This window comes from Mucilaginibacter sp., from assembly GCF_025359345.1.
Classification (GTDB): domain Bacteria; phylum Bacteroidota; class Bacteroidia; order Sphingobacteriales; family Sphingobacteriaceae; genus Mucilaginibacter.
On sequence record NZ_JANYGQ010000033.1, the window covers coordinates 210,718 to 231,081 of the forward strand.

The window sequence follows — 20,364 nt, forward strand, 5'->3', positions numbered from 1 at the left end:
AAAACTCCAAGTCTTGATTCTTGACTCTTGGCTCTTGACTCTATAAAAATATGACATTAGAAATCCTTACTCCCGATAAAACTGTTTACGAAGGTGAAGCTACCTCGGTAACTCTTCCTGGTACTTTGGGATATTTTGAAATACTGAATCACCACGCGCCAATTATCTCTACTTTAGAGGATGGCAAAGTAACTATACGTGGCGGCAGTGCCGGCAAAGAGGAAACTTTGTTTATAAAAGGCGGTGTTGTTGAGGCTTCTAACAATAAAGTTGTTATCCTGGCCGAAGGGATTCAGCAAAAATAATTGCCCTTTCCCTAATTTAAAATATAAAATCCCTGGTCGTTTGGCCGGGGATTTTTTTTTGATGTGTAGATGACGCGTCGATTTGAAGATTTGAAAATGTGCTAATTTGAAGATTAAGACTTTGGCCATATATGAATTCAGGAGCCTCATTTTCAAATCGACGATCATCAAATCATTCATCCATGTATCGTCTCCGCCTTTCCGTAATTCTTTACCACTTGTGCCTCAAATTCGAGGTATTGTTTCCATCGTGCATCTACATCAATATCCACGGCATATTTTTTTGCCAGGCGGATGAACATGGCATAATGGGTAGCTTCGCTTATCATCAGCTCGTGGTAGAAGGTGGATAGTTGTTCGTCATTAATGTTTTCAGAAAGTACTTTAAACCGCTCGCAACTGCGGGCTTCAATCATCGCGGAAAACAGAAGCCGGTCTATCAGTTGCGCTTCGCGACCACCACCAATTACAATGAACTTACGCAACTCGTTTACATAATTATCCTTGCGTTCGCGGCCCAATACAAAGCCACGTTGGAGTATTATGTCGTGTACGCGTTTAAAATGATCCATTTCCTCCATCACCAGCATGGTCATGTCCTGCACAAGGTCTGATAGATTGGGGTTCTGCACAATAAGCGTTATGGCGTTACTGGCAGCCTTTTGTTCGCAGAAGGCATGGTCGGTCAGCAACTCTTCTATATTGCTTTCCACAACGTTTTTAACCCACAGTGGGTCGGTCGGCAATTGCAGCTTAAGGATTGTTTTCTCGCTCACAGGGTAAAGATAAGCGTTTGAATTGAATGGTTGATTGGGTTAGATCAGGTTGATTAAGTTAAAACGGAAACACCGGCTTATTATTTACCGTCCATAAAGGTTCTTGCTCTCAATAAAGTCCAACACAACATCAGGTACAAAATATTGCACGTTTTTTTTGTCTTTAAGCGATTGCCGGATAAAGGTCGCCGATAGCTCCATCAACGGGGTCATGGTGATGGTTACCGATGGGTGTGTGGCCAAATCGGTGTTTTCATAGCCGGGGCGGGGGTAAACAAATATCTGGTAGTCGCGCAGTATCAGCTTGTAGTTTTTCCATTTGGGTAACGACACCAGGTTGTCTGAACCCATAATCAGCGCAAACTCATGCTGCGGGTACTTTTCTTTTAAATGGGCAAGGGTGTCAATGGTATATGATGGTTGGGGCAACTTTAACTCCACATCGCTAACCTGTATGTTTTTAGAGTTGTCGGTAGCCAGTTTACACATCTCCAGCCGGTCGTAGGTATTTATCAGGTCGCCGTACTTTTTTAGTGGATTTTGAGGAGATACAACCAACCACACTTTATCAAGTGTTGTGTAATTTGCCATGTAGTTGGCAATAATAAGGTGCCCTACATGCACCGGGTTAAATGAACCAAACAGTAGTCCTATTTTCATTCTTGTTCATGGTTAATTGTGTTAAATGTTACCGGATGATTCAATGATAAACCATCAACTATGAACTATCTCACCGAAAGAAAATCGCCCACCAATTTCTCCGCCTCTGCACACGCCGTTTGAAGATCGTAATTTTTCAGGATAATATCAAATTGAGGCGCGTAATTCAATTCTTTTTCGGCTTTTATAAAGCGTTCGGCAAGTTTTTCCTGGCTGTCGGTGCCACGGCCGGCCAAGCGTTCTTTCAGCACTTCTAATGAAGGCGGCTGCACAAATATCGCCAACGCCTGTTCTTCGTACTTGCGTTTAAGGTGGAGACCACCCTCTACATCGATATCAAATATCACTGTTTTGCCTTTTTGCCAAATCCGTTCAATTTCTGTGCGGAGGGTGCCATAAAAAGTGCCGTTATACACTTCTTCAAACTCAACAAACTGTTTTTTGGCAATACGGTGCAAAAATTCCTCTTTGCTTATAAAGTAATAGTCTTTGCCGTTTACTTCTTCGCCGCGGGCATTACGTGTAGTTGCCGAAATGGAAAACTCAAGTTCAGGCACTTTTTTAAGCAGGTGGTGTACTATAGTTGTTTTGCCTGCGCCCGACGGTGCCGAAAATATAATGAGTTTACCTGAAGGGTTCATATTTGTTGTAAAGTTTGAATGTTGAAATGTTGTAAAGTTGATTTTTTTAACATTTCAACCTTACAACGTTGCAACATTACAACACGTTTAGTAGTTGTTCTTTTATTTTTTCAAGCTCTTCTTTCATCCCGACTACCAGCTTTTGCATATTGGCGTCGTTAGCTTTTGAGCCGAGGGTGTTTACCTCACGGCCAATTTCCTGCGATATAAAGCTCAGTTTTTTGCCATTTGCGTCATCGTTTTTCAACGTTTCAATAAAGTAGTCGCAGTGCGTACGGAGGCGTATTTTTTCCTCGGTGATATCAAGCTTATCTATGTAATATATCAATTCCTGCTCAAAGCGGTTTTGGTCAATGGCTTCGCGGCCAACTGCTTCACTTAAAAACTGGTTAAGTCGTTCCTTTATTACTGGTACGCGTTTCGGCTCTTCAATTTCAACCAGTTCCAGGTTTTTCATGATGATACCTATGCGGTATTTCAAATCTTGTTCAAGTACATTGCCTTCGTCGCTTCTGAACTGTTGAAATGCAGCCAGTGCCTGTTGGTATGCTTTTTCGGCAACCTTCCATTCTTCCTCCGATGCTGTTTCCTCTTCGTATTTTACAACTTCGGGAAGGCCAAGGGCAAGCTGTAATAAATTACTGGTGGGCTCATTCAAATCAAGACTAACAGCCTTTAATTGTTCAAAATAATGCTTAAGCAATTCTTTGTCAATTCCGGCTGCATTGCTGGTGGTGTTTGCCTTTTCAACATTTACCGACAGGTTTACCTTGCCGCGCTCAATTTGCTTGCTGCAGTCATTACGCAGCTGGAATTCTTTTTCAGCAAAAGTTTTTGGCAAGCGAAGCGATAGCTCAAGGAATTTACTGTTCAGGGATTTTATTTCGACAGTATATTTTGCCCCATCAGCGTCGATGCTGGCAATTCCATAGCCGGTCATGGATTTTATCATGCGCAAAGATAGGTGTTTTAGTCGGAAACTCCGAGTAGTCATGGCCACCTGCCACAAAATTGTAATTCTCAACTGTATATTCTTAGTCGCCAATTGCCCATCTATAAAAAGCTAAGTGTTTGATTGAATGATAATTTCAATTAACTTTATTTTAAACTTTAACCCGCACAGCAATGAAAACCACGCTAATGTTGGCACTGCTGCTTTTAACAAGCGTAGTCCAAACTAAGAGAGATGCCGCCACATTTATTACTACCGCTCAAATTAACCAGCTTTTGGGTTGCGACGTAAAAGATGCCCCCAGCAAAATGGGAGGTAAGTATTGTTCACGCCGGTCGGCGGACAATAAAACTGAAGTTATTGTACAATATGTTGACTTCTATACGGTTAATGGAGCCGCGTCTATGTTGAAAAGTGCATACGATGGTAATACGCAGAGTATTGCAAAAGGGGGAGTAGCAACGGGTTTTTATAAGGATATAAAAGGATTTACAGAGGGGGGTGAATCAGCATTTTACATGACAGCCCCCGGCGATCAGTATTCGCCCGGTAACGCGGTACGCACCCAATTTGTGCTTGGTACATGCATGATAACCTTTGATACCAAAGGCATCGAACGCGGCAAAGTGATTCCTAAACTTGGTGAGATATACAAGATAATAAAAGGGAATTTTAAATAATTGCTCAAACTCCGGCAGTTGTTTTAACGTGGTTTGAATTTAACCTGGTCAAATTTGGTACGGTTAATGCTATTACGCTGGCATGTTGCTACAATTAGTGGGTCTCTTTAACATTTTTTCACATTTGCTTTCAAATACAATCTTTAAGTTTGCGGCCGGAATAGTTTACATGCGCTGCAGATATATCATATTGGCATTTATTTGTTTGTGCCTTGGCCTTAATGCCTCGGCGCAGGATAGCTTTGTGCTTAGGGGGGTAATATCCCGTAACATAAGTGTAGAGCGACTTGCGCAGGTATTAATTACCAACTTACGCACAAAAAATGTGATGATGAGCGATGAGCTGGGGTGGTTTTCTATTAACGCTGCTATTGGCGATACGCTGCTGTTTAATAAAAACAACTATACCGATCTGAAGGTGGTAGTTAAAGAAAAAGGCGACATCCCGGTTTATATGCAGCCGGTTATTCAGCTCGACCAGGTAACAATTAACGGGCAATCGAAAAAGCAGGAGTTGAATGATGTAATGAAGGACTACCACAGGCAGGGAATTTATTATAACGGGAAGCCGCCGGTACTGTCATTTCTAACATCGCCATTAACAGGCTTATATGAATTATTTGGAAAGGGCCCCGGCCAGGCCCGCCGCTTTGCAGCTTTCTCAAAAGGAGAGCTCGAATTTGCTGAAGTAAGGCGCCGCTATAACAGGGCAATGGTAATGCGGGTAACCAGTACCGATAGCACTACTGCTAAAGGTTTTATGGAATATTACACCCCAAGCTACGAAGATCTGAAACAGTGGAACGATTACGAACTGATAAAACAGGTTAAGAAAAACTTCGAATATTATGAGAAGGCGCCTGACAGGAAGCAGTTGGAGCAATTGAACCGCCCGTCTTTAACACCAAAAGAAGAAAAACCTTTATAAACCGAAAGAAATTTCTTTTTACTATTCTTTAGGGTTGGGTTGCTGATCAGATCCCTAAACTTTCACAGGCCTTTTCCGCAGCTAGTTTTTCCGCGTTCTTTTTACTGAACTCTTTACCCTGGCCCATTACCTCGCCATCAATAATGGCCTGTATGGTAAATAACTTACTATTTTCGCCTTCAAGGTTGCCAACCAGGTAAAATGTAATGTCTTTACCGTGACGCTGGCACCACTCAATCAACTTGCTTTTAAAGTTTGTTTCGGTTTGCTCAAGTGTGCGGATGTCAACATGCGCTTTGATGATGTGATTCACCAAAAAGTTCCTGGTAAAGTCGTAGCCTTTGTCGAGGTATACAGCACCTATAAGCGCTTCAAAGGCATCGCCAAGTAACGAACCCTGGCGCGATGAGTTGAGCATGCGGCTATCGTATTCAATCAGCTTATCAAAGCCCAATTTTCGTGCAAGCGCGTTAAGGTTATTGCGGCTAACTATTTTGGAGCGCAATTCGGTTAAAAAGCCTTCGTCCTCATAAGGATAAAGTTTAAAAAGTACTTCGGCAACAACACTGCCGAGCACTGCATCGCCTAAAAACTCAAGCCTTTCGTTGCTGTTTTTAACTCCCTTTTTTATGTTTTGGGCAACAGATTTATGACGAAAGGCAAGTTTGTATAACGACAAATTGCCCGGTACAAAACCGAGCAAATTTTTTAAAACCTTTACGTATTTTCTGTTGGGAGATAGGTATAGTTTGTAAAAACGACTTATAGGCATCCAGTTAATTATTCTTCGTACTTTTTAAATATCACAGAAGCATTGTGCCCGCCAAAACCAAATCCATTGCTTTGTGCTATTCTCACTTCGCGTTTTTGTGCCTTGTTGAACGTAAAATTAATTTTTGGATCAAAAGCCGGATCGTCGGTAAAATGGTTAATGGTTGGTGGAATTATACCGTTTTTAACAGCTAAAATAGCAGCAATTGCCTCAACAGCGCCAGCAGCTCCCAAAAGGTGCCCGGTCATTGATTTGGTTGAGCTGATATTTATGCGGTAAATGTCGTCGCCATAAACATCCTGTATAGCTTTCACTTCCTGCGGATCGCCGATAGGGGTTGATGTGCCGTGAACGTTTACATAGTCAATGTCGGCCGGTGTAATACCTGCATCTTCCAAAGCGTGGCGCATTACCAGCGCAGCACCTAATCCTTCAGGATGGGGAGCCGTCATATGGTAAGCATCTGCACTCATGCCACCGCCAATCATTTCGGCATAAATTTTCGCACCGCGTCTTTTTGCGTGCTCCAATTCCTCCAAAATAATGGTTCCTGCACCTTCGCCAGCTACAAAGCCATCCCTGTCCAGGTCAAACGGACGTGAGGCTGTTGCCGGGTCGTCATTACGGGTCGAAAGGGCATGCATGGCATTGAAACCGCCTATACCAGCTTCATTAATAATAGCTTCAGAGCCACCGCTGATAAACATATTAGCTTTACCCAGGCGGATATAGTTAAATGAATCTATCAGCGAATTATTTGACGATGCACAGGCAGATACAGTTGAAAAATTTGGTCCCCGCAAACCGTATTTGATAGAGATATGCCCGGGGGCTATATCAGCAATCATTTTTGGGATAAAGAACGGGTTAAAACGTGGTGTGCCGTCGCCTTTGGCAAAATTCACAACCTCGTCTAAAAACGTTTTTAAACCACCGATACCTGAACCCCAGATAACCCCAATGCGGTTAACATCAAGCTTGTCAAAATCCAGTCCGGCGTCTTTTACCGCTTCTTCTGTAGAAAATAATGCGTATTGAACAAAAGGATCAAGCTTCCGGGCGTCTTTGCGACCCAAAAAAGCGTCTGCATCGAAGTTTTTTACTTCACATGCAAATTTGGTTTTGAACTTTTCGGTATCAAAACTCTTAATTAAGGCAGCGCCACTCACACCATTTATCAATGATTCCCAATATTCGGGAACGGTATTGCCAATTGGGGTGAGTGCTCCAAGCCCGGTTACAACAACTCTTTTAAACTCCATTTACTAGGTTTGGGGGAGTTCTTATTTAACGTTTTTTTCAAGGTAAGCAACAGCCTGACCTACTGTACCGATAGTTTCGGCCTGGTCATCAGGTATAGCCACGTTAAATTCCTTTTCAAACTCCATGATTAATTCCACGGTGTCCAACGAGTCAGCACCAAGATCATTGGTGAAGCTAGCTTCGGGTGTTACTTCACTTTCGTCAACACCTAATTTTTCTACGATAATAGCTTTTACTCTTGAAGCGATATCAGACATAGTCTTACAGTTTAAATGATTAAATAAAATTCAGTGCAAAGGAAAAATAAATTCTGTTAATTATCAAATCTAAAAACATTTGCATTATATGCAACAATATTTTATTGCATCTGTTTCGATTTTGTATTTTTACCGGCGCAAAAGTAATGATTTTGAACAGGAAATTTTTAAAGTTTGAGATCGATCTTGATTTTGTTCTCATTGCGGTTACCACATCACTAAAAGACTATCGCGTTTGTTATCTCATTAACAAGGCTTTAAGCTTTAATTTGATAAAAATTCCCGACCTTGAAGTTGATATTCATCATGGTGCTGAGCCTGTTTTATTCTCCATATACCACTATAATTGGGAGGCCAGCGAGACGGATTTTTACTTTATCGGCAATAAAGGGTCGGATGGTTACCTGGTACCGGAGATGCGAAAGGCGGATTATTTTTTGTTGATAAAAAATTATATTGATGAAAATGATCTGGAAAGCCTTATTTCGGCCATTAATAAGGTGCCCGAAATTGTTGCCGCAGTAAAGATTGATCCTAAAAAAATAAAATCACGCGAAAATCTCTTATTTTAGCGCAAATTTTTAAAAGTGTTATAGGTACACTCAACACGCCTGTAAGCCAGTATTAACCCTACAAATATGAAATTATATTATAACCGAACTAAAATTGTTGCCACAATGGGCCCCGCTTCGGCAAAAAAAGATGTTTTGCTGGCCATGATCCAGGCTGGTGTTAACATTTGTCGCTTAAACTTTTCGCACGGTAAAGCGCAGGACCATAAAGCAGTAATTGATACTATTCGCGAAATAAATGCAGAATATAAAACCAACGTTGGCATATTAGCCGATTTGCAGGGCCCAAAAATCCGCATTGGCCTGGTTAAAGATGGCGGCATACACCTGGTTAACGGAACCTCAATAAATATTACCACCCACGAGCTTATAGGTGACGATAACCAGATATACATTACCTACCCCACATTTCCACAGGATGTAAAAGCCGACGAAATTATTTTGCTGGATGATGGTAAAATACAAATGCGGGTTATCAGCACCAACAGGGTGGACACGGTTGTTTGCGAAGTGGTGCATGGTGGCATTTTAACATCGCGCAAGGGCGTTAACCTGCCAAATACCAAGGTGTCGATCCCAAGCTTAACCGAAGAAGATATTGAGAACCTTAAGTATGCGTTGGAATGGGATGTTGATTGGGTGGGTCTTTCGTTTGTGCGTACCGGCCAGGATATACTGGAACTTAAAAAGATTATTGCCGAAAGCGGTAAAGCCGCCAAAGTAATTGCCAAGGTTGAGAAGCCGGAAGCTATTGATAATATAGATGAAATTATAGCTGCTACTGATGGCGTTATGGTTGCCCGCGGCGACCTTGGCGTTGAAATGCCGCTTGAAGAAGTGCCTTTGTTACAAAAAATGATTGCCCGCAAATGCCGCCTGGCATCAAAACCGGTAATTGTGGCAACGCAGATGCTGGAGTCGATGATAACCACCCCGCGCCCTACCCGTGCTGAAGTGAATGACGTGGCCAACTCTGTGCTTGACGGTGCAGACGCAGTAATGCTAAGCGGTGAAACGTCAGTAGGGGAGTTCCCGGTTATAGTTATTGAAACTATGGCCAAAATTATACGTAACGTTGAAGAACTGGGGTATCCTTTCAACAGCAAGAGTGACGTTACAGATGCTTCGTCGCCCGATTACCTGAGTAATGCGCTTTGCGGATCGGCAGTGTACCTGGCCGAGCACACCAATGCAGCCGGTATCGTTTCTATGACTACCTCGGGCTATACTGCCTTTGAAATATCGAGCTATAGGCCAAAAGCAGGTACCTATATCTTCACTGCCAACAAGCACCTGTTAAATGCATTAAGTTTGTTATGGGGTGTACATACTTTTTATTATGATAAAGATGAAAGTACCGACCAAACTATTGCTGATGTAAACAATATGCTTAAAGAAGCCAGCCTGGTACAGGAAGGTGATGTGGTAATTAACACAGCGTCGGTGCCAATTTCGAAAAAGGCGAAAACAAATATGCTGAAGGTTACTGTGGTTGATTAAGGCTGTTGTAAGAGTTATAAATATTATAAAGGTTGTATAGTTTAAGCTATACAACCTTTCTTTTTTAACGCCTGTAACGTTTGAAATTTTTACAATCTTAGTAAATCTCAGCCTTGCAAGCTTTTACTTTAAGCTTATCTAATTTGGCGAAATAGTAATCCCAGCAAATTCTTAATGTTGTCATATTGTAACTTTTTTGTTATCAAATAGACTACAATAACGAAGCCAAAGTTTAATTAGTATTAACAATTATAAATGGATTGTACCAATCAACCGGCATTGTGTGATTTGAATCGCTATGGTGTTTGGTATTTATAGACAGTGAATTACATTCCTGCAAGGTGTTTTTTCCACATTACACTACCCATCCTATCAACTTTATAAACAACTTTAAAAATCAATTTAAAAAATCTGCACATTTGCATATCTGCATTCCGCACGTGCGGGATGCATCAAATCAAGAATGGATCAATACTTTATTATAGATTTCGACAGCACCTTTACACAGGTTGAGGCTTTGGACGAACTGGCCCGCATTTCACTGAGACACCACCCCGACCGCGAAATCATATACAAACAAATAGAAGACTTAACCAATGCCAGCATGGAAGGCCGGCTGTCTTTTACCCAAAGTTTGGAAAATCGGGTTAAACTTCTGCAAGCCAACCGCGAGCATCTGAAGCAATTAATTACTCACTTAAAGAAAAAAGTTTCCACGTCGTTTAGCCGTAATACCGTATTTTTCAAAAATCATGCAGATGAAGTACTGATTGTGTCAGGCGGATTTAAGGAATTTATAATACCTGTGGTAACTGAGTACCACATAAAAAAGGAAAATATTTACGCCAATACCTTCGTGTTTGATGCCGATGGTAACATTATCGGCTACGACCGCGAAAACCCGCTAAGCCAGGAGGGCGGCAAGGTTAAGCTGCTAAAAGAATTAAACTTACCGGGCGATATATACGGTATAGGTGATGGCTATTCGGATTTTCAATTGAAAGAATCTGGAATGATTAAGAAGTTTTTCGCTTTCACCGAAAATATCGAGCGCAAATCCGTTGCGGAAAAAGCCGACCATATTACACCCAGTTTCGACGAGTTTTTGTTTATCAATAAGTTGCCGCGGGCAATATCATACCCTAAAAATCGCATTAAATGTTTGGTGGTGGGCGATGTAGAGGAAGAGGCCCTGGCTCAAATGAAAAAGGAAGGCTATAACATCCGCCATCGTGATAGCATAGACGAAAAATACCTTGAAGAAGCCGGCATATTATTTTGTGACGAGGCACATCAGCCTACGCCGGACCAAGTGCAAAATGCAGGCCGGTTGAAGGTAATCGGTATTTTCGGTAGAATAAATAGTCGCAAACTTGCCGAAACTGCATGCGAAAACGGCGTTATCATTTTTGACGACCCCAAGAACAATCCGCGTAATGATGACTTTATCCCCAAAAGGGTAATGGCATTTATGAACGAGGGAAAAACCCATACCAGCTGCAATTTCCCAGATTTGCAGCCGCCGCGCGTAAGCAATGCACACCGCTTAATACACATTCACAAAAACGTGCCGGGTATATTGGCTAAAATCAACGACGTGTTTGCCCGTCACAATATTAATATAGTAGGCGAGTTTTTGGTGACCAACCCGCAAATAGGCTACGTTATCACCGATGTTAACACAGGATATGATACAGAAGTGTTAAACGAATTGAAAGCGATAGAACATACCATTAAGTTTAGGTTGCTATATTAGAGTTCATGGTTGATAGTTCATAGCCGTTACAGCCAAACTGCATATTGCCGCGTCGGTTTTGCCATGAACTATGAACCATAATCTATGAACTAAATGGCACCACCAGCACCGGTACTTCTGAATGACGCACCACGTGTTCGGCTACACTTCCCATTAGCAACCTGTCGAGCCCGCTGCGGCTGTGGGTACCTATAACTACCAGGTCGGCGCCAAATTCTTTGCTGCAATTGATTATGCCATCGGCGGTGGAGCCATATTCCGTAAAGTGTGTTACCGGCATGTCGGCGCCAAATTTTTTAATAATGTTTTCTACAATCGTGCCCGCATGACTTTTCTGGATGTCCATTATTTCCATATCTTCAGCTATTGTAGAGGCCATACCTGCGCCCAATAAAGGGTCGATTCCTGCGGAGGTTTGAGGTATCAGCATTGGTTCAATAATATTTACCACACCAACTTCGGCATTAAATTTATGTGCTAAATCAAAACCATATTCGGCGGCATGGTCGGCGTACTTGCTGTCGTCTATGCCTATAAGTATTTTGCTGATTTTCATATCTGGAAGGATTGGCTATAAATATAACAACAAACGGGCAACAATAAGTTTTGTTTATACTGATATTTTAACCCAGTCGCTTAAGCCTATCGACTCCCGACTTAGAACTTTTCTTCCTACATTTGCCCATGCATTTCTCTCCCGAAATTGAAGAACGCCTGGCACAGCTGCAGGAAAAATATGAAGCCATGGGACAGGACATGGTGTCCTATCTTGATGGCTTGCTTTTCGCCGACTTTTTAACTTATTGGGATTATATCCACCTGGATACCCTTTTAAGCTTGCAAAGCCCAAAAACGCCGTTCCCGGATGAGGAGATTTTCATCATGTACCACCAGATTACCGAACTATATTTTAAGCTGGTATTGCATGAGTGTAAGCAGATCACGGCAGCGCAGCCTTTAACCCCGGTATTTTTTACAGCCCGGCTGAAGCGCATCAACCAATACTTTGAGGCTTTAACAACATCGTTTGGTATTATGGTTGATGGTATGGAGAAGGAACAGTTTTTAAAGTTCCGGATGTCACTCCTTCCGGCAAGCGGCTTCCAGTCAGGCCAGTACAGGATGATTGAAATTTATGCCACCGACTTCATAAACCTGGTTGCTAAAGATAAACGCGCGGAGTTAGGGGCCGCATCTATTGAAGAGCAGTTTGAGTATATCTACTGGAAGTTTGGAGCAACGGAACTTTCAACCGGTAAAAAAACCTTAACGCTTAAACAGTTCGAGAAAAAATATGCTGCAACCTTCATCAGTCTCGGCAAGGCCAATGCCACGAGTAATTTTTATTCGTTATATCATCAATTAAAAGCCAATGGATTGGCTACGCCGGAACTTGAGGCGGAGTTAAAACAGCTTGACGTAAATGTAAATGTAAACTGGCCGCTGGTGCATTACAAATCGGCCGTACGGTACCTTAACCGTGAGCCGGAAGAAATTAAAGCAACTGGCGGCACTAACTGGCAGAAATACCTGCCTCCCCGTTTTCAGAAACGTATCTTTTATCCATCGCTTTGGAATGAACAGGAGTTTGAAAACTGGGGGAAGGCCTGGGTCGAGAAAGTGCTCAAAGAATTCAGGTAGATTAACTAATGGATTTTAACCGGGCATCCTGACAAAATTCATTTTCCAATTGTAAAAAAAATCGGCAATGGCTTGTGAATCATCTACTATGAGCAAAAATTTTCCTACCTTGCCATTTTTCGAATTAAATACACTAAGGCCATGACCGAAACGCTGGACATCAAAATCACTAAAACCAATCATTCCCGTTTACAAGAAACGGATTTCAGTAACTTGCCCTTTGGGCGCACATTTTCAGACCATATGTTTGTTGCCGATTATATTGACGGCGAATGGAAGAATTTTGAAATTGTGCCTTACGGCGAAATTGGTTTAAGTCCTGCTATTTCGGCATTACACTATGGCCAGGCATTTTTTGAAGGTATAAAAGCTTACAAGCATGCCGATGGGCAGGTTACTATTTTCCGCCCGGAAAAAAACGCTATCCGCTTTAACAAATCAGCTGAGCGTTTGTGCATGCCTGCGCTGCCCGAAGAAATATTTATACAGTCAATAGCCGCAGTTGTAGATATCGACCGCGATTGGGTGCCGTCAAAAGCACATCACGCTTTGTATATAAGGCCGTTTATGTTTGCTACCGACCCTTATTTGGGTGTAGCACCATCAGCCACCTATAAATATATGGTATTGATTGGTCCGGTTGGTCCGTACTTTTCAAAAACCCTGAGGGTTAAAATTGAAACACATTACACCCGCGCTGCAGAGGGCGGTATGGGTTATGCAAAGTCGGCCGGAAACTATGGCGGCAGTATGCTGCCAGCCAAAAAGGCCACAGAAGAAGGCTTTGACCAGTTGATTTGGACCGACGCCAAAAACCATGAATATGTGGAGGAAATGGGTGCTGCAAACGTAATGTTTGTGCTTGACGGAAAACTGATAACACCATCAACCCGCGATACCATTTTAGATGGCGTAACCCGCGATACTGTATTAACCCTTGCCCGCGAATGGGGTATGGAAGTTGAAGAACGCCGTGTATCTGTTGCTGAAATTATTGAAGGGGCGAAGACCGGCAAACTACAGGATGCTTTTGGCGCAGGTACTGCCGCTACCATTGCTCCGGTAGGATCGATAAGCTACAATGGTGAAGAATATTTTTTAAGCGATCCAAAAACCCGCGAATTTTCGCAAAAAGTATTAAGCGAACTTGATGCCATTAAATACGGTCGCGCTGCTGATACACATGGATGGAATTATATGGTGTAATTAGCACCAATGATTAGAGACCAGAGGTCGGAAATCAGGAAAGAACAATCCTGGTTTCTGACCTTTTCTTTTTCATAGCCTTAAACGCTACTCTACGCTTACGGTTAAACCTTCCTGCTGCAAAATTTTGCGGTAAACTTCCACTTCGGTAAACGAGCCTTCCAAAACCGCGCATTTACCTTCGTTGTGAACTTTCCACGCGATCTTTTCGGCCTGCGATTCTGAGTAGTCGAGGTACTTCATCATACAAAAAATCACGTGGTCGAACGTATTGTGGTCGTCGTTCCATAAAATGAGGCGGTGCATTTCCTTTAGCCCCGCCAAAATTTCCTCAAGGGTGAGGGTTTCTTCCTGTACTTCAGTTGGCATACGTAACTACAAATTTACTCAAAATCTATAATAAAGCAGTCATAATAATGTTCTATTGCGGCTTTAAACCCATAATTTTATTTCATGAAAGCATATATCCCCTACATTGCCTATAGCCTGCTTTTACAGGCAACAACTTTACGGCTAAACGCCCAGCCAATTACAACGTTACAAGCTCCGCCCACTAATATTATGATAGATGGCTCCATCAAAGAGTGGGGCGATAGCCTGCGGTATTATAATACCGAAAAGCGGATTAACTATGCCATTGCCAACAGCAAAGACACCTTATATATGGCCATGCGTGTTAACGATCGTAGCGAGCAAATCCGAATATTAAAGGCCGGTGCTACCTTCAGTATTAACACCAAAGGGAAAAAGAAAGAAAGCTTTAGTATTACATTTCCGCTGGCAACAAACGGAAATGTATCGCCATTAAATCCCCCAACAGATGGCGATGGCAAGCAAAATCATGAGGCCTTAATGCAGGCTGTTTTGACCGTGTTGCGCGGTATAAAAGCCGATGGCTTTAAGGATATTGAAGATGATATGATTACCACCAGCAACACTTATGGTATAAAAACAGCCTTGGATTACGACGATAAGGGTTACCTTGTTTGTGAAGCAGCTATTCCGCTTGCGCTTTTTCACGCAGCAGCCGATGCAGAAAAAAACGAATGGGCATTCAACTTTAAAATAAACGGCATAACCAAGCCTGCAACGCAGGGCGAAGGAGAGGGCGGTGGCCGCGGCGGCCGCGGTGGCGGTGGAATGGGTGGCGGAAGTCGTGGAGGTCACGGCGGCGGTGGCGGCAGAGGGAGCCGTGGCGGAGGTACGGGGGGCGCCGGCGGAAGCTCAGACCGTAGTGCATTGTTTGCATCTGAAGATTTTTGGGAGAAGTTTTATTTGTCGAAATGAAATTGATGGTCAGATGGGTGAATATGCTGATGTCTCAGCTGTTTAATAATATCATTATCATGCCGGCTGTGTCGTCACAGCCTTTTTTTATCGTTAACTGCTTATCCCCACCCGCGTCGCTTCAAAAATAAACCAGGCGTTGAGCAAGAGGTAACAGCCCAGCAAAACCTGGGCACTAATAAAATCGAACCTTTGCGATTTGGCCAATTCGTTGCGTTTAACAAGTTTTAGCGACCATGCTGTACAAATGATAACTGTGAGGATAAAGAACAGCGTAATTCCATGCAGCATATCAACTAAAGTAAATGTGGTTGATTCGGGCAGCGATGAGTCTACAATATATTTATTACCGATGACAGCAAATAGTGCTCCTACGCTTAATCCAAAACGAGAGTCGATACTGTCGGCATGGATATAAAAGCACATATAGGCAATCAGGAAGGCCACGTACATGCCGAGGAACATTTTCCAGAACAATCCCATTGCCGCCCGGTCGATTTGCACCCTTACTTTGAAGTTGCTGTATTCGGTATGGGGCTTTGGTTGGCTGTCATCGCCAAACGCTGTTTCATATTTTTTTATGCCGGTTGAAATGTCGAGGCTGTCTATATCCCATCCCCTTAATGTAAAACGGGGATCGAAATGCTTGCCCAGTGTGTCGGCGGCAAACACCAGCGATTTGGAATCATACTGTGAGTTTTCGATGGAAAAGCGAAGTTTTTGCTTGTCGAACGGAAAATTATTAACCGCCCACGAATCTTTCATCACACACTGAAGTTTCATCAGCAGGTATATTTTATTGTCGGATGAATCGACGGTTGAATAGGAGGTAATGACAGACTTTGCCTGCGGCACCTCCAGGTTATGCAGAAAATCAAAACTCTTGTTCTTGTATTTTAGCCACAACCAAAGGGTAATGTTATACTCTTTATCTTTAAAATTGATGTCGTGAATGCTGGTGATGTAAACGCCGGTGCGTACCGTGTCGGGATGTTGGGCGAATACTGTTGAATAGGACAGCAACAACATCGCCAGCGTAGTTGCAGCAATAAACTGTTTCACAATTAGTTTTTTAACTTTTAGCTGAAGTGGCATCAGCTAAAAATAGCCTTTTTATTTGAAAAGTAATGTACACGGGACCGCGCAGCTATCTTATGAGCCCCAAAGTTGGCAAATCTAACCTGGTCAAACTTTCCTTACTCATTCGTACCTTATTCCACCACTCTTACTTTCAAAAAGCTTGGGTTTGCCTTTGATGTGTAAACCCGGTGTGTTGCTTTTTTAAAGGCAGCGCTGTCGCATTTCATAATATCCACAAAAGTTTGCGGGTTGCGGTCAATCAGTGGGAACCAGGTGCTTTGTACCTGCACCATTATTTTGTGGCCTTTTTTAAAGGTATGTAATACATCCTGCAGTTCCCAATTTACCGGGGTAACTTTGCCCGGGGTAAATGGTTCCGGTTTTTCAATTGAGACACGATACTTGCCGCGGATAGGCTCGCTGCGCACCATTTGCTGGTACCCGGCCATCTTTACGTCCTTGCCGGTAAATTTATTGTTGCTGGCGGTATCAGGATAAACATCCAAAACTTTCACCACAAAATCGGCATCGGTGCCGGTAGTTGATACTTTTAGGTTTGCCCAAATGTTGCCGGCTATAGTAACGTCCTTGTCCAGTACATCTGTTGTATAGTTTAGCAAATCTTTACGGTCGGCTAAAAAGCGTTGGTCGGCGGTCATGTATTCGCGGTCCATGTCCATGCTTTTATGATTCAGGAACGGTATCGGGTTGCTAGGATCTGATACATATTCATCATAACTCTCTTTGCTGTCTGCAGGGGCATTAAACGACAGTTTCCCGCCGGGCAGTAGATACAGTTGCTTTTCTTCGGCCTCTTTTGGTGGCCAGGTTTTATACTCTTTCCATTTGTTTACGCCCGTTTCAAAAGTATTGACCGGGGCAATGTTCATATCTGTACCTTTCAGGTAATGACTAAAGAATTTAAATTCGATATCGTCCCTATAATGCGGGCCGGTTGGGCCGCCAAAATCAACGTCGCCCAGGTGGTCGCCTGCGCCGCGTGCCCAGCCGCCGTGTACCCACGGGCCCATGGCAAAGTAAATTGGTGTTTTAGGATTTCGCTTTACCAGTGTTTTGTAGGTGTTTATAGCACCGTATAAATCCTCGGCATCGTACCAGCCGCCCGTAACTAACACAGCGGTTTTAATATCGTGCAGGTGATATAACACATTGCGGTCTTTCCAATGCTGGTCGTAATCCGGGTGGTCCATCATTTCGTTCCACAGGCGGATGGTATCTTTATAATACTTGTCGTTGGTGTTTTTCATTGGACCCATCTTCAAAAAAAAGTCGTATCCGTCATTAGTGCCCGGGTTAAACCGACCGCCGCGACGTTGGGTTGGTTTATCATCCTGCTTGTTGGTAAAACCTGGGTAAAACCCAAAGTTGGCTACCAAAAAGAATGCACCATTGTGCCAGCCGTCATCGCGCCATAAATCAGACATAGGCGCCTGGGGTGATGCCGCTACTAAAGCCGGGTGGCGGCTTAACAAGGCAGCGGTTGTATAAAAACCAGGGTACGATATACCCCAAACACCCACTTTCCCGGTATTGTTCGGTATGTTTTTTAGCAGCCAGTCGATGGTATCGTAAGTGTCGGTGCCTTCATCAACATCGGTATTGCTGCTGTGGTCTTCCTTTTCGGGCATCATTTCCTCAAACATACCTTCGCTCATATAGCGGCCGCGCACATCCTGGTAAACAAAAATATAACTGTCGTGCATAAAGGCAGGGGAAGGACCCAGGTTGCCTTTATACTTATCGGCGCCGTATGGGCCCACGCTGTAAGGGGTCCGGTCCATCATAAAAGGATATTTCTTCGATTGGTCCTTAGGTACGTAAACCGAAGTGAACAGCTTTTTGCCATCACGCATCGGGATTTGATATTCGTATTTTGTGTAGTTGTCCTTTACGTACGTGGCTTCGGCGTTGTTGCCGCTTGGCTGGGCGAAGGTTATGGAGGCTAAAAGCGTAAAGCAAAAAGCAAGAAGTAAAAGTTTTTTCATTGTCAGTTATTAACGCTTAAAAGTAAGCATTAAAACAAAAAAGACAACCTCTTTGGGTTGTCTTCATAAAATCGTTACGAACCTGATGTGTTAATTTGATGATTTGTCAATTTGAAGATTAGAAAGACAGACTATTCAATCATCATCTTCAAATTAGCTCATTTTCAAATTATCAAATTCAATCATTAATCGCCTTCACTCCAGGTAATTCCTTACCTTCCATGTACTCGAGCAGGGCGCCGCCGCCGGTTGATACATAACTCACGTCGTCAGTCATGCCAAACTTGGCCACTGCTGCGGCAGAGTCACCACCGCCGATAAGCGAAAATGCGCCATTGTCTGTTGCCGTGGCTACCGCATCGGCAATTGCTTTTGTGCCCACCAAAAATTTCTCCATTTCAAAAACACCCATCGGGCCGTTCCAGAGTATGGTTTTTGATTCTTCAACAACTTTGCTGAATAGTTTAATAGTTTCAGGCCCGATATCAAGTCCCATCCAGTTGTCCGGGATTTTGCCTGTTTTTGCAATATCAGTTTTTGCATCGTTCGAAAATGCATCGGCAATAACATTATCTACAGGTAACAAAAGGGTCACACCTTTTTCTTTTGCTTTTTTAACCAGGCTAAGTGCCAGGTCAAGTTTGTCGGCTTCAACTAATGATGTACCAATGGTACCGCCATCGGCTTTAGCGAAAGTGTAAGCCATGCCACCGCCTATTATAAGGTTATCTACTTTATCCAGGAGTTTTTCTATCAGCTCGATCTTGTCAGATACTTTTGAACCACCCATAATGGCCGTAAATGGCTTTGGGGCATTGTTTAATATTTTTTCAGCGTTTTGTAATTCGGCAGCCATCAGGTAGCCAAAGTATTTGGCATTAGGGAAAAATTGTGCAATTATAGCTGTCGAAGCGTGCGCGCGGTGCGCGGTGCCAAATGCATCGTTAACGTATATGTCGCCCAGCTTTGAAAGCTTTTCGGCAAAATCCTTGTCTCCTTTTTCCTCTTCTTTGTAAAAGCGCAGGTTTTCGAGCAACAGCACTTCACCTTTACCCAGGGCCTTTGCTTTGCTTTCGGCGGCAGCGCCAATACAATCATCAGCAAACTGAACTTGTTGGCCCAACAAATCAGATAAATGCGAAACTATATGCTTCAGTGAATATTTTTCCTCAGGTCCGCCTTTTGGCCTGCCCAAGTGCGACATCAGGATAACTGCGCCGCCATCGTTCAATATTTTTTTTATCGTTGGCAATGCTGCCGTCATCCGGTTATCATCGGTAATGTTATAGTTTTCATCAAGAGGAACGTTAAAGTCAACCCTTATGAGGGCTTTTTTTCCTGAAAAGCTAATTTGATCTACTGTTTTCATAATGTTTGATGCAAATGGTTAATGCAAGCGATTTTTCGAGCCGCCAAATTCAGCATTTTAATTCCAAATTGGAAAGTAAATGTTAAAAAGGTGTTTTAATTAATAAAAACATCACTGAATTTTAACATACATTACATAATGAGGACCTATGTTGGGTACTTCAAACTCAGAGGAAATTGTTTCAAACCCCATATTCAAATAAAATTGGCGGGCACTTTTACGCGCATTACACCACAAATAATTTGCTTTTTGCCCGCGCAGATAAACTATGGCAAAATTTAACAACTGGTTACCCAGGCCTCTGCCCCGGTATTCATCAACTGTAGCCATGCCGCGTAACTGGTACCCAACGCCTGTAAACTCTCCATAAGACTGCGGATGAAAGGACGCTATGCAAACAAGTTCATCACCAACGTAATAGCCCAAATGAAATGCACCGGGTAACATGTCAGTTGGAAAAATGCATTCTTCGTGGCTTAGTTTCGCTTCGCGCAAAACATTGTTTCGTATGGCTAATAGTGTATCATCAATCTTAATAAACTTAATCATAGTTTTTAAAAATAACTCCCGCGAGGCAAAAATGGGCAATTTTTCCCCAACTGTGCTAACTTATCGCCACGGGTTAATGCTACCACAAACGCGGCCTCCGGGTAAATAAGTGCCATTTCGGCGTCAATAGGCGGTTTTTTACAGCTTCGGCAAAAATAGCACAA

Annotated in this window: 22 protein-coding genes; 9 read left to right on the plus strand and 13 right to left on the minus strand. The window is 42.9% G+C overall.

Annotated features, from left to right (window positions below; all coding sequences use genetic code 11):
• The first annotated feature begins 50 nt into the window (after positions 1–50).
• Positions 51–305, plus strand: coding sequence for an ATP synthase F1 subunit epsilon (atpC, locus tag Q0R52_RS23355; protein WP_295799291.1), 255 nt, complete (start codon positions 51–53; stop codon positions 303–305).
• A gap of 176 nt (positions 306–481) precedes the next feature.
• Here the strand turns inward: atpC and Q0R52_RS23360 are convergent, their stop codons facing one another.
• The 4 genes from Q0R52_RS23360 to Q0R52_RS23375 all read right to left on the minus strand — a co-directional run bounded on the left by Q0R52_RS23360 (position 482) and on the right by Q0R52_RS23375 (position 3,334).
• The gene (locus Q0R52_RS23360; protein WP_295799294.1) at positions 482–1,081 is read right to left on the minus strand and encodes a tRNA-(ms[2]io[6]A)-hydroxylase; all 600 of its coding nucleotides are present in this window, start codon (positions 1,079–1,081) and stop codon (positions 482–484) included.
• Between the two features lie 84 nt (positions 1,082–1,165).
• The gene (nadD, locus tag Q0R52_RS23365; protein ID WP_252791096.1) at positions 1,166–1,741 is read right to left on the minus strand and encodes a nicotinate (nicotinamide) nucleotide adenylyltransferase; all 576 of its coding nucleotides are present in this window, start codon (positions 1,739–1,741) and stop codon (positions 1,166–1,168) included.
• 65 nt (positions 1,742–1,806) lie between these two features.
• A complete protein-coding gene (gmk, locus tag Q0R52_RS23370) occupies positions 1,807–2,382 on the minus strand; it encodes a guanylate kinase (protein WP_295799299.1) in 576 nt (191 codons plus the stop codon).
• Between the two features lie 76 nt (positions 2,383–2,458).
• Positions 2,459–3,334: a YicC/YloC family endoribonuclease gene (locus tag Q0R52_RS23375; RefSeq protein WP_295799302.1), complete on the minus strand. Its 876-nt coding sequence runs from the start codon at positions 3,332–3,334 to the stop codon at positions 2,459–2,461.
• Between the two features lie 173 nt (positions 3,335–3,507).
• Here Q0R52_RS23375 and Q0R52_RS23380 point away from each other — a divergent pair, with 173 nt between their 5' ends.
• Positions 3,508–4,014 (plus strand): hypothetical protein, encoded by a 507-nt coding sequence (locus tag Q0R52_RS23380; protein WP_295799304.1) that lies wholly within the window; start codon positions 3,508–3,510, stop codon positions 4,012–4,014.
• 169 nt (positions 4,015–4,183) lie between these two features.
• Positions 4,184–4,942, plus strand: a complete 759-nt coding sequence (locus Q0R52_RS23385) for a hypothetical protein (protein ID WP_295799306.1) — start codon at positions 4,184–4,186, stop codon at positions 4,940–4,942.
• A gap of 46 nt (positions 4,943–4,988) precedes the next feature.
• Here the strand turns inward: Q0R52_RS23385 and rnc are convergent, their stop codons facing one another.
• From rnc to Q0R52_RS23400, 3 genes are read right to left on the minus strand one after another with little or no spacing between them, the layout of a single operon-like run.
• Positions 4,989–5,714, minus strand: a complete 726-nt coding sequence (gene rnc / locus Q0R52_RS23390) for a ribonuclease III (protein WP_252791101.1) — start codon at positions 5,712–5,714, stop codon at positions 4,989–4,991.
• 8 nt (positions 5,715–5,722) lie between these two features.
• Complete coding sequence (fabF, locus tag Q0R52_RS23395; RefSeq protein ID WP_252791102.1) at positions 5,723–6,976, minus strand: beta-ketoacyl-ACP synthase II; 1,254 nt, start codon at positions 6,974–6,976, stop codon at positions 5,723–5,725.
• A gap of 21 nt (positions 6,977–6,997) precedes the next feature.
• On the minus strand, positions 6,998–7,234 hold the full coding sequence (locus tag Q0R52_RS23400) for an acyl carrier protein (protein ID WP_031266521.1): 237 nt from the start codon (positions 7,232–7,234) through the stop codon (positions 6,998–7,000).
• A gap of 146 nt (positions 7,235–7,380) precedes the next feature.
• Here Q0R52_RS23400 and Q0R52_RS23405 point away from each other — a divergent pair, with 146 nt between their 5' ends.
• The 3 genes from Q0R52_RS23405 to Q0R52_RS23415 all read left to right on the plus strand — a co-directional run bounded on the left by Q0R52_RS23405 (position 7,381) and on the right by Q0R52_RS23415 (position 11,062).
• Positions 7,381–7,806: an IPExxxVDY family protein gene (locus Q0R52_RS23405; RefSeq protein ID WP_252791103.1), complete on the plus strand. Its 426-nt coding sequence runs from the start codon at positions 7,381–7,383 to the stop codon at positions 7,804–7,806.
• Between the two features lie 66 nt (positions 7,807–7,872).
• Positions 7,873–9,306, plus strand: coding sequence for a pyruvate kinase (gene pyk, locus Q0R52_RS23410; RefSeq protein ID WP_295799310.1), 1,434 nt, complete (start codon positions 7,873–7,875; stop codon positions 9,304–9,306).
• A 463-nt stretch (positions 9,307–9,769) separates the two neighbouring features.
• The gene (locus Q0R52_RS23415) at positions 9,770–11,062 is read left to right on the plus strand and encodes an HAD-IB family phosphatase (RefSeq protein ID WP_295799312.1); all 1,293 of its coding nucleotides are present in this window, start codon (positions 9,770–9,772) and stop codon (positions 11,060–11,062) included.
• An 82-nt stretch (positions 11,063–11,144) separates the two neighbouring features.
• Here Q0R52_RS23415 and Q0R52_RS23420 read toward each other — a convergent pair whose 3' ends face one another.
• Complete coding sequence (locus Q0R52_RS23420; protein ID WP_295799313.1) at positions 11,145–11,618, minus strand: universal stress protein; 474 nt, start codon at positions 11,616–11,618, stop codon at positions 11,145–11,147.
• Positions 11,619–11,746: 128 nt separating this feature from the next.
• Here Q0R52_RS23420 and Q0R52_RS23425 point away from each other — a divergent pair, with 128 nt between their 5' ends.
• Both Q0R52_RS23425 and Q0R52_RS23430 read left to right on the plus strand, forming a co-directional pair.
• Positions 11,747–12,703 (plus strand): tryptophan 2,3-dioxygenase family protein, encoded by a 957-nt coding sequence (locus Q0R52_RS23425; protein WP_295799316.1) that lies wholly within the window; start codon positions 11,747–11,749, stop codon positions 12,701–12,703.
• A 141-nt stretch (positions 12,704–12,844) separates the two neighbouring features.
• Positions 12,845–13,909, plus strand: a complete 1,065-nt coding sequence (locus Q0R52_RS23430; protein WP_295799319.1) for a branched-chain amino acid aminotransferase — start codon at positions 12,845–12,847, stop codon at positions 13,907–13,909.
• Positions 13,910–13,996: 87 nt separating this feature from the next.
• Here the strand turns inward: Q0R52_RS23430 and Q0R52_RS23435 are convergent, their stop codons facing one another.
• Positions 13,997–14,278, minus strand: coding sequence for an ATP-dependent Clp protease adaptor ClpS (locus tag Q0R52_RS23435; protein ID WP_252791109.1), 282 nt, complete (start codon positions 14,276–14,278; stop codon positions 13,997–13,999).
• Between the two features lie 84 nt (positions 14,279–14,362).
• Here Q0R52_RS23435 and Q0R52_RS23440 point away from each other — a divergent pair, with 84 nt between their 5' ends.
• Complete coding sequence (locus tag Q0R52_RS23440; protein WP_295799322.1) at positions 14,363–15,196, plus strand: hypothetical protein; 834 nt, start codon at positions 14,363–14,365, stop codon at positions 15,194–15,196.
• A 93-nt stretch (positions 15,197–15,289) separates the two neighbouring features.
• On the opposite strand, the gene Q0R52_RS23445 is transcribed toward Q0R52_RS23440, so the two are convergent.
• From Q0R52_RS23445 to Q0R52_RS23460, 4 genes are all read right to left on the minus strand, one after another.
• Positions 15,290–16,258, minus strand: a complete 969-nt coding sequence (locus Q0R52_RS23445) for a hypothetical protein (protein WP_295799325.1) — start codon at positions 16,256–16,258, stop codon at positions 15,290–15,292.
• 149 nt (positions 16,259–16,407) lie between these two features.
• Complete coding sequence (locus Q0R52_RS23450; RefSeq protein ID WP_295799328.1) at positions 16,408–18,282, minus strand: CocE/NonD family hydrolase; 1,875 nt, start codon at positions 18,280–18,282, stop codon at positions 16,408–16,410.
• 178 nt (positions 18,283–18,460) lie between these two features.
• Positions 18,461–19,651 carry a phosphoglycerate kinase gene (locus Q0R52_RS23455; RefSeq protein ID WP_295799361.1) on the minus strand — a complete coding sequence of 397 codons (1,191 nt, stop codon included), beginning with the start codon at positions 19,649–19,651 and terminating at the stop codon, positions 18,461–18,463.
• A 111-nt stretch (positions 19,652–19,762) separates the two neighbouring features.
• Entirely contained in the window at positions 19,763–20,200 is a 438-nt protein-coding gene (locus tag Q0R52_RS23460) for a GNAT family N-acetyltransferase (protein ID WP_295799365.1), read from the minus strand.
• Positions 20,201–20,364 lie beyond the last annotated feature (164 nt).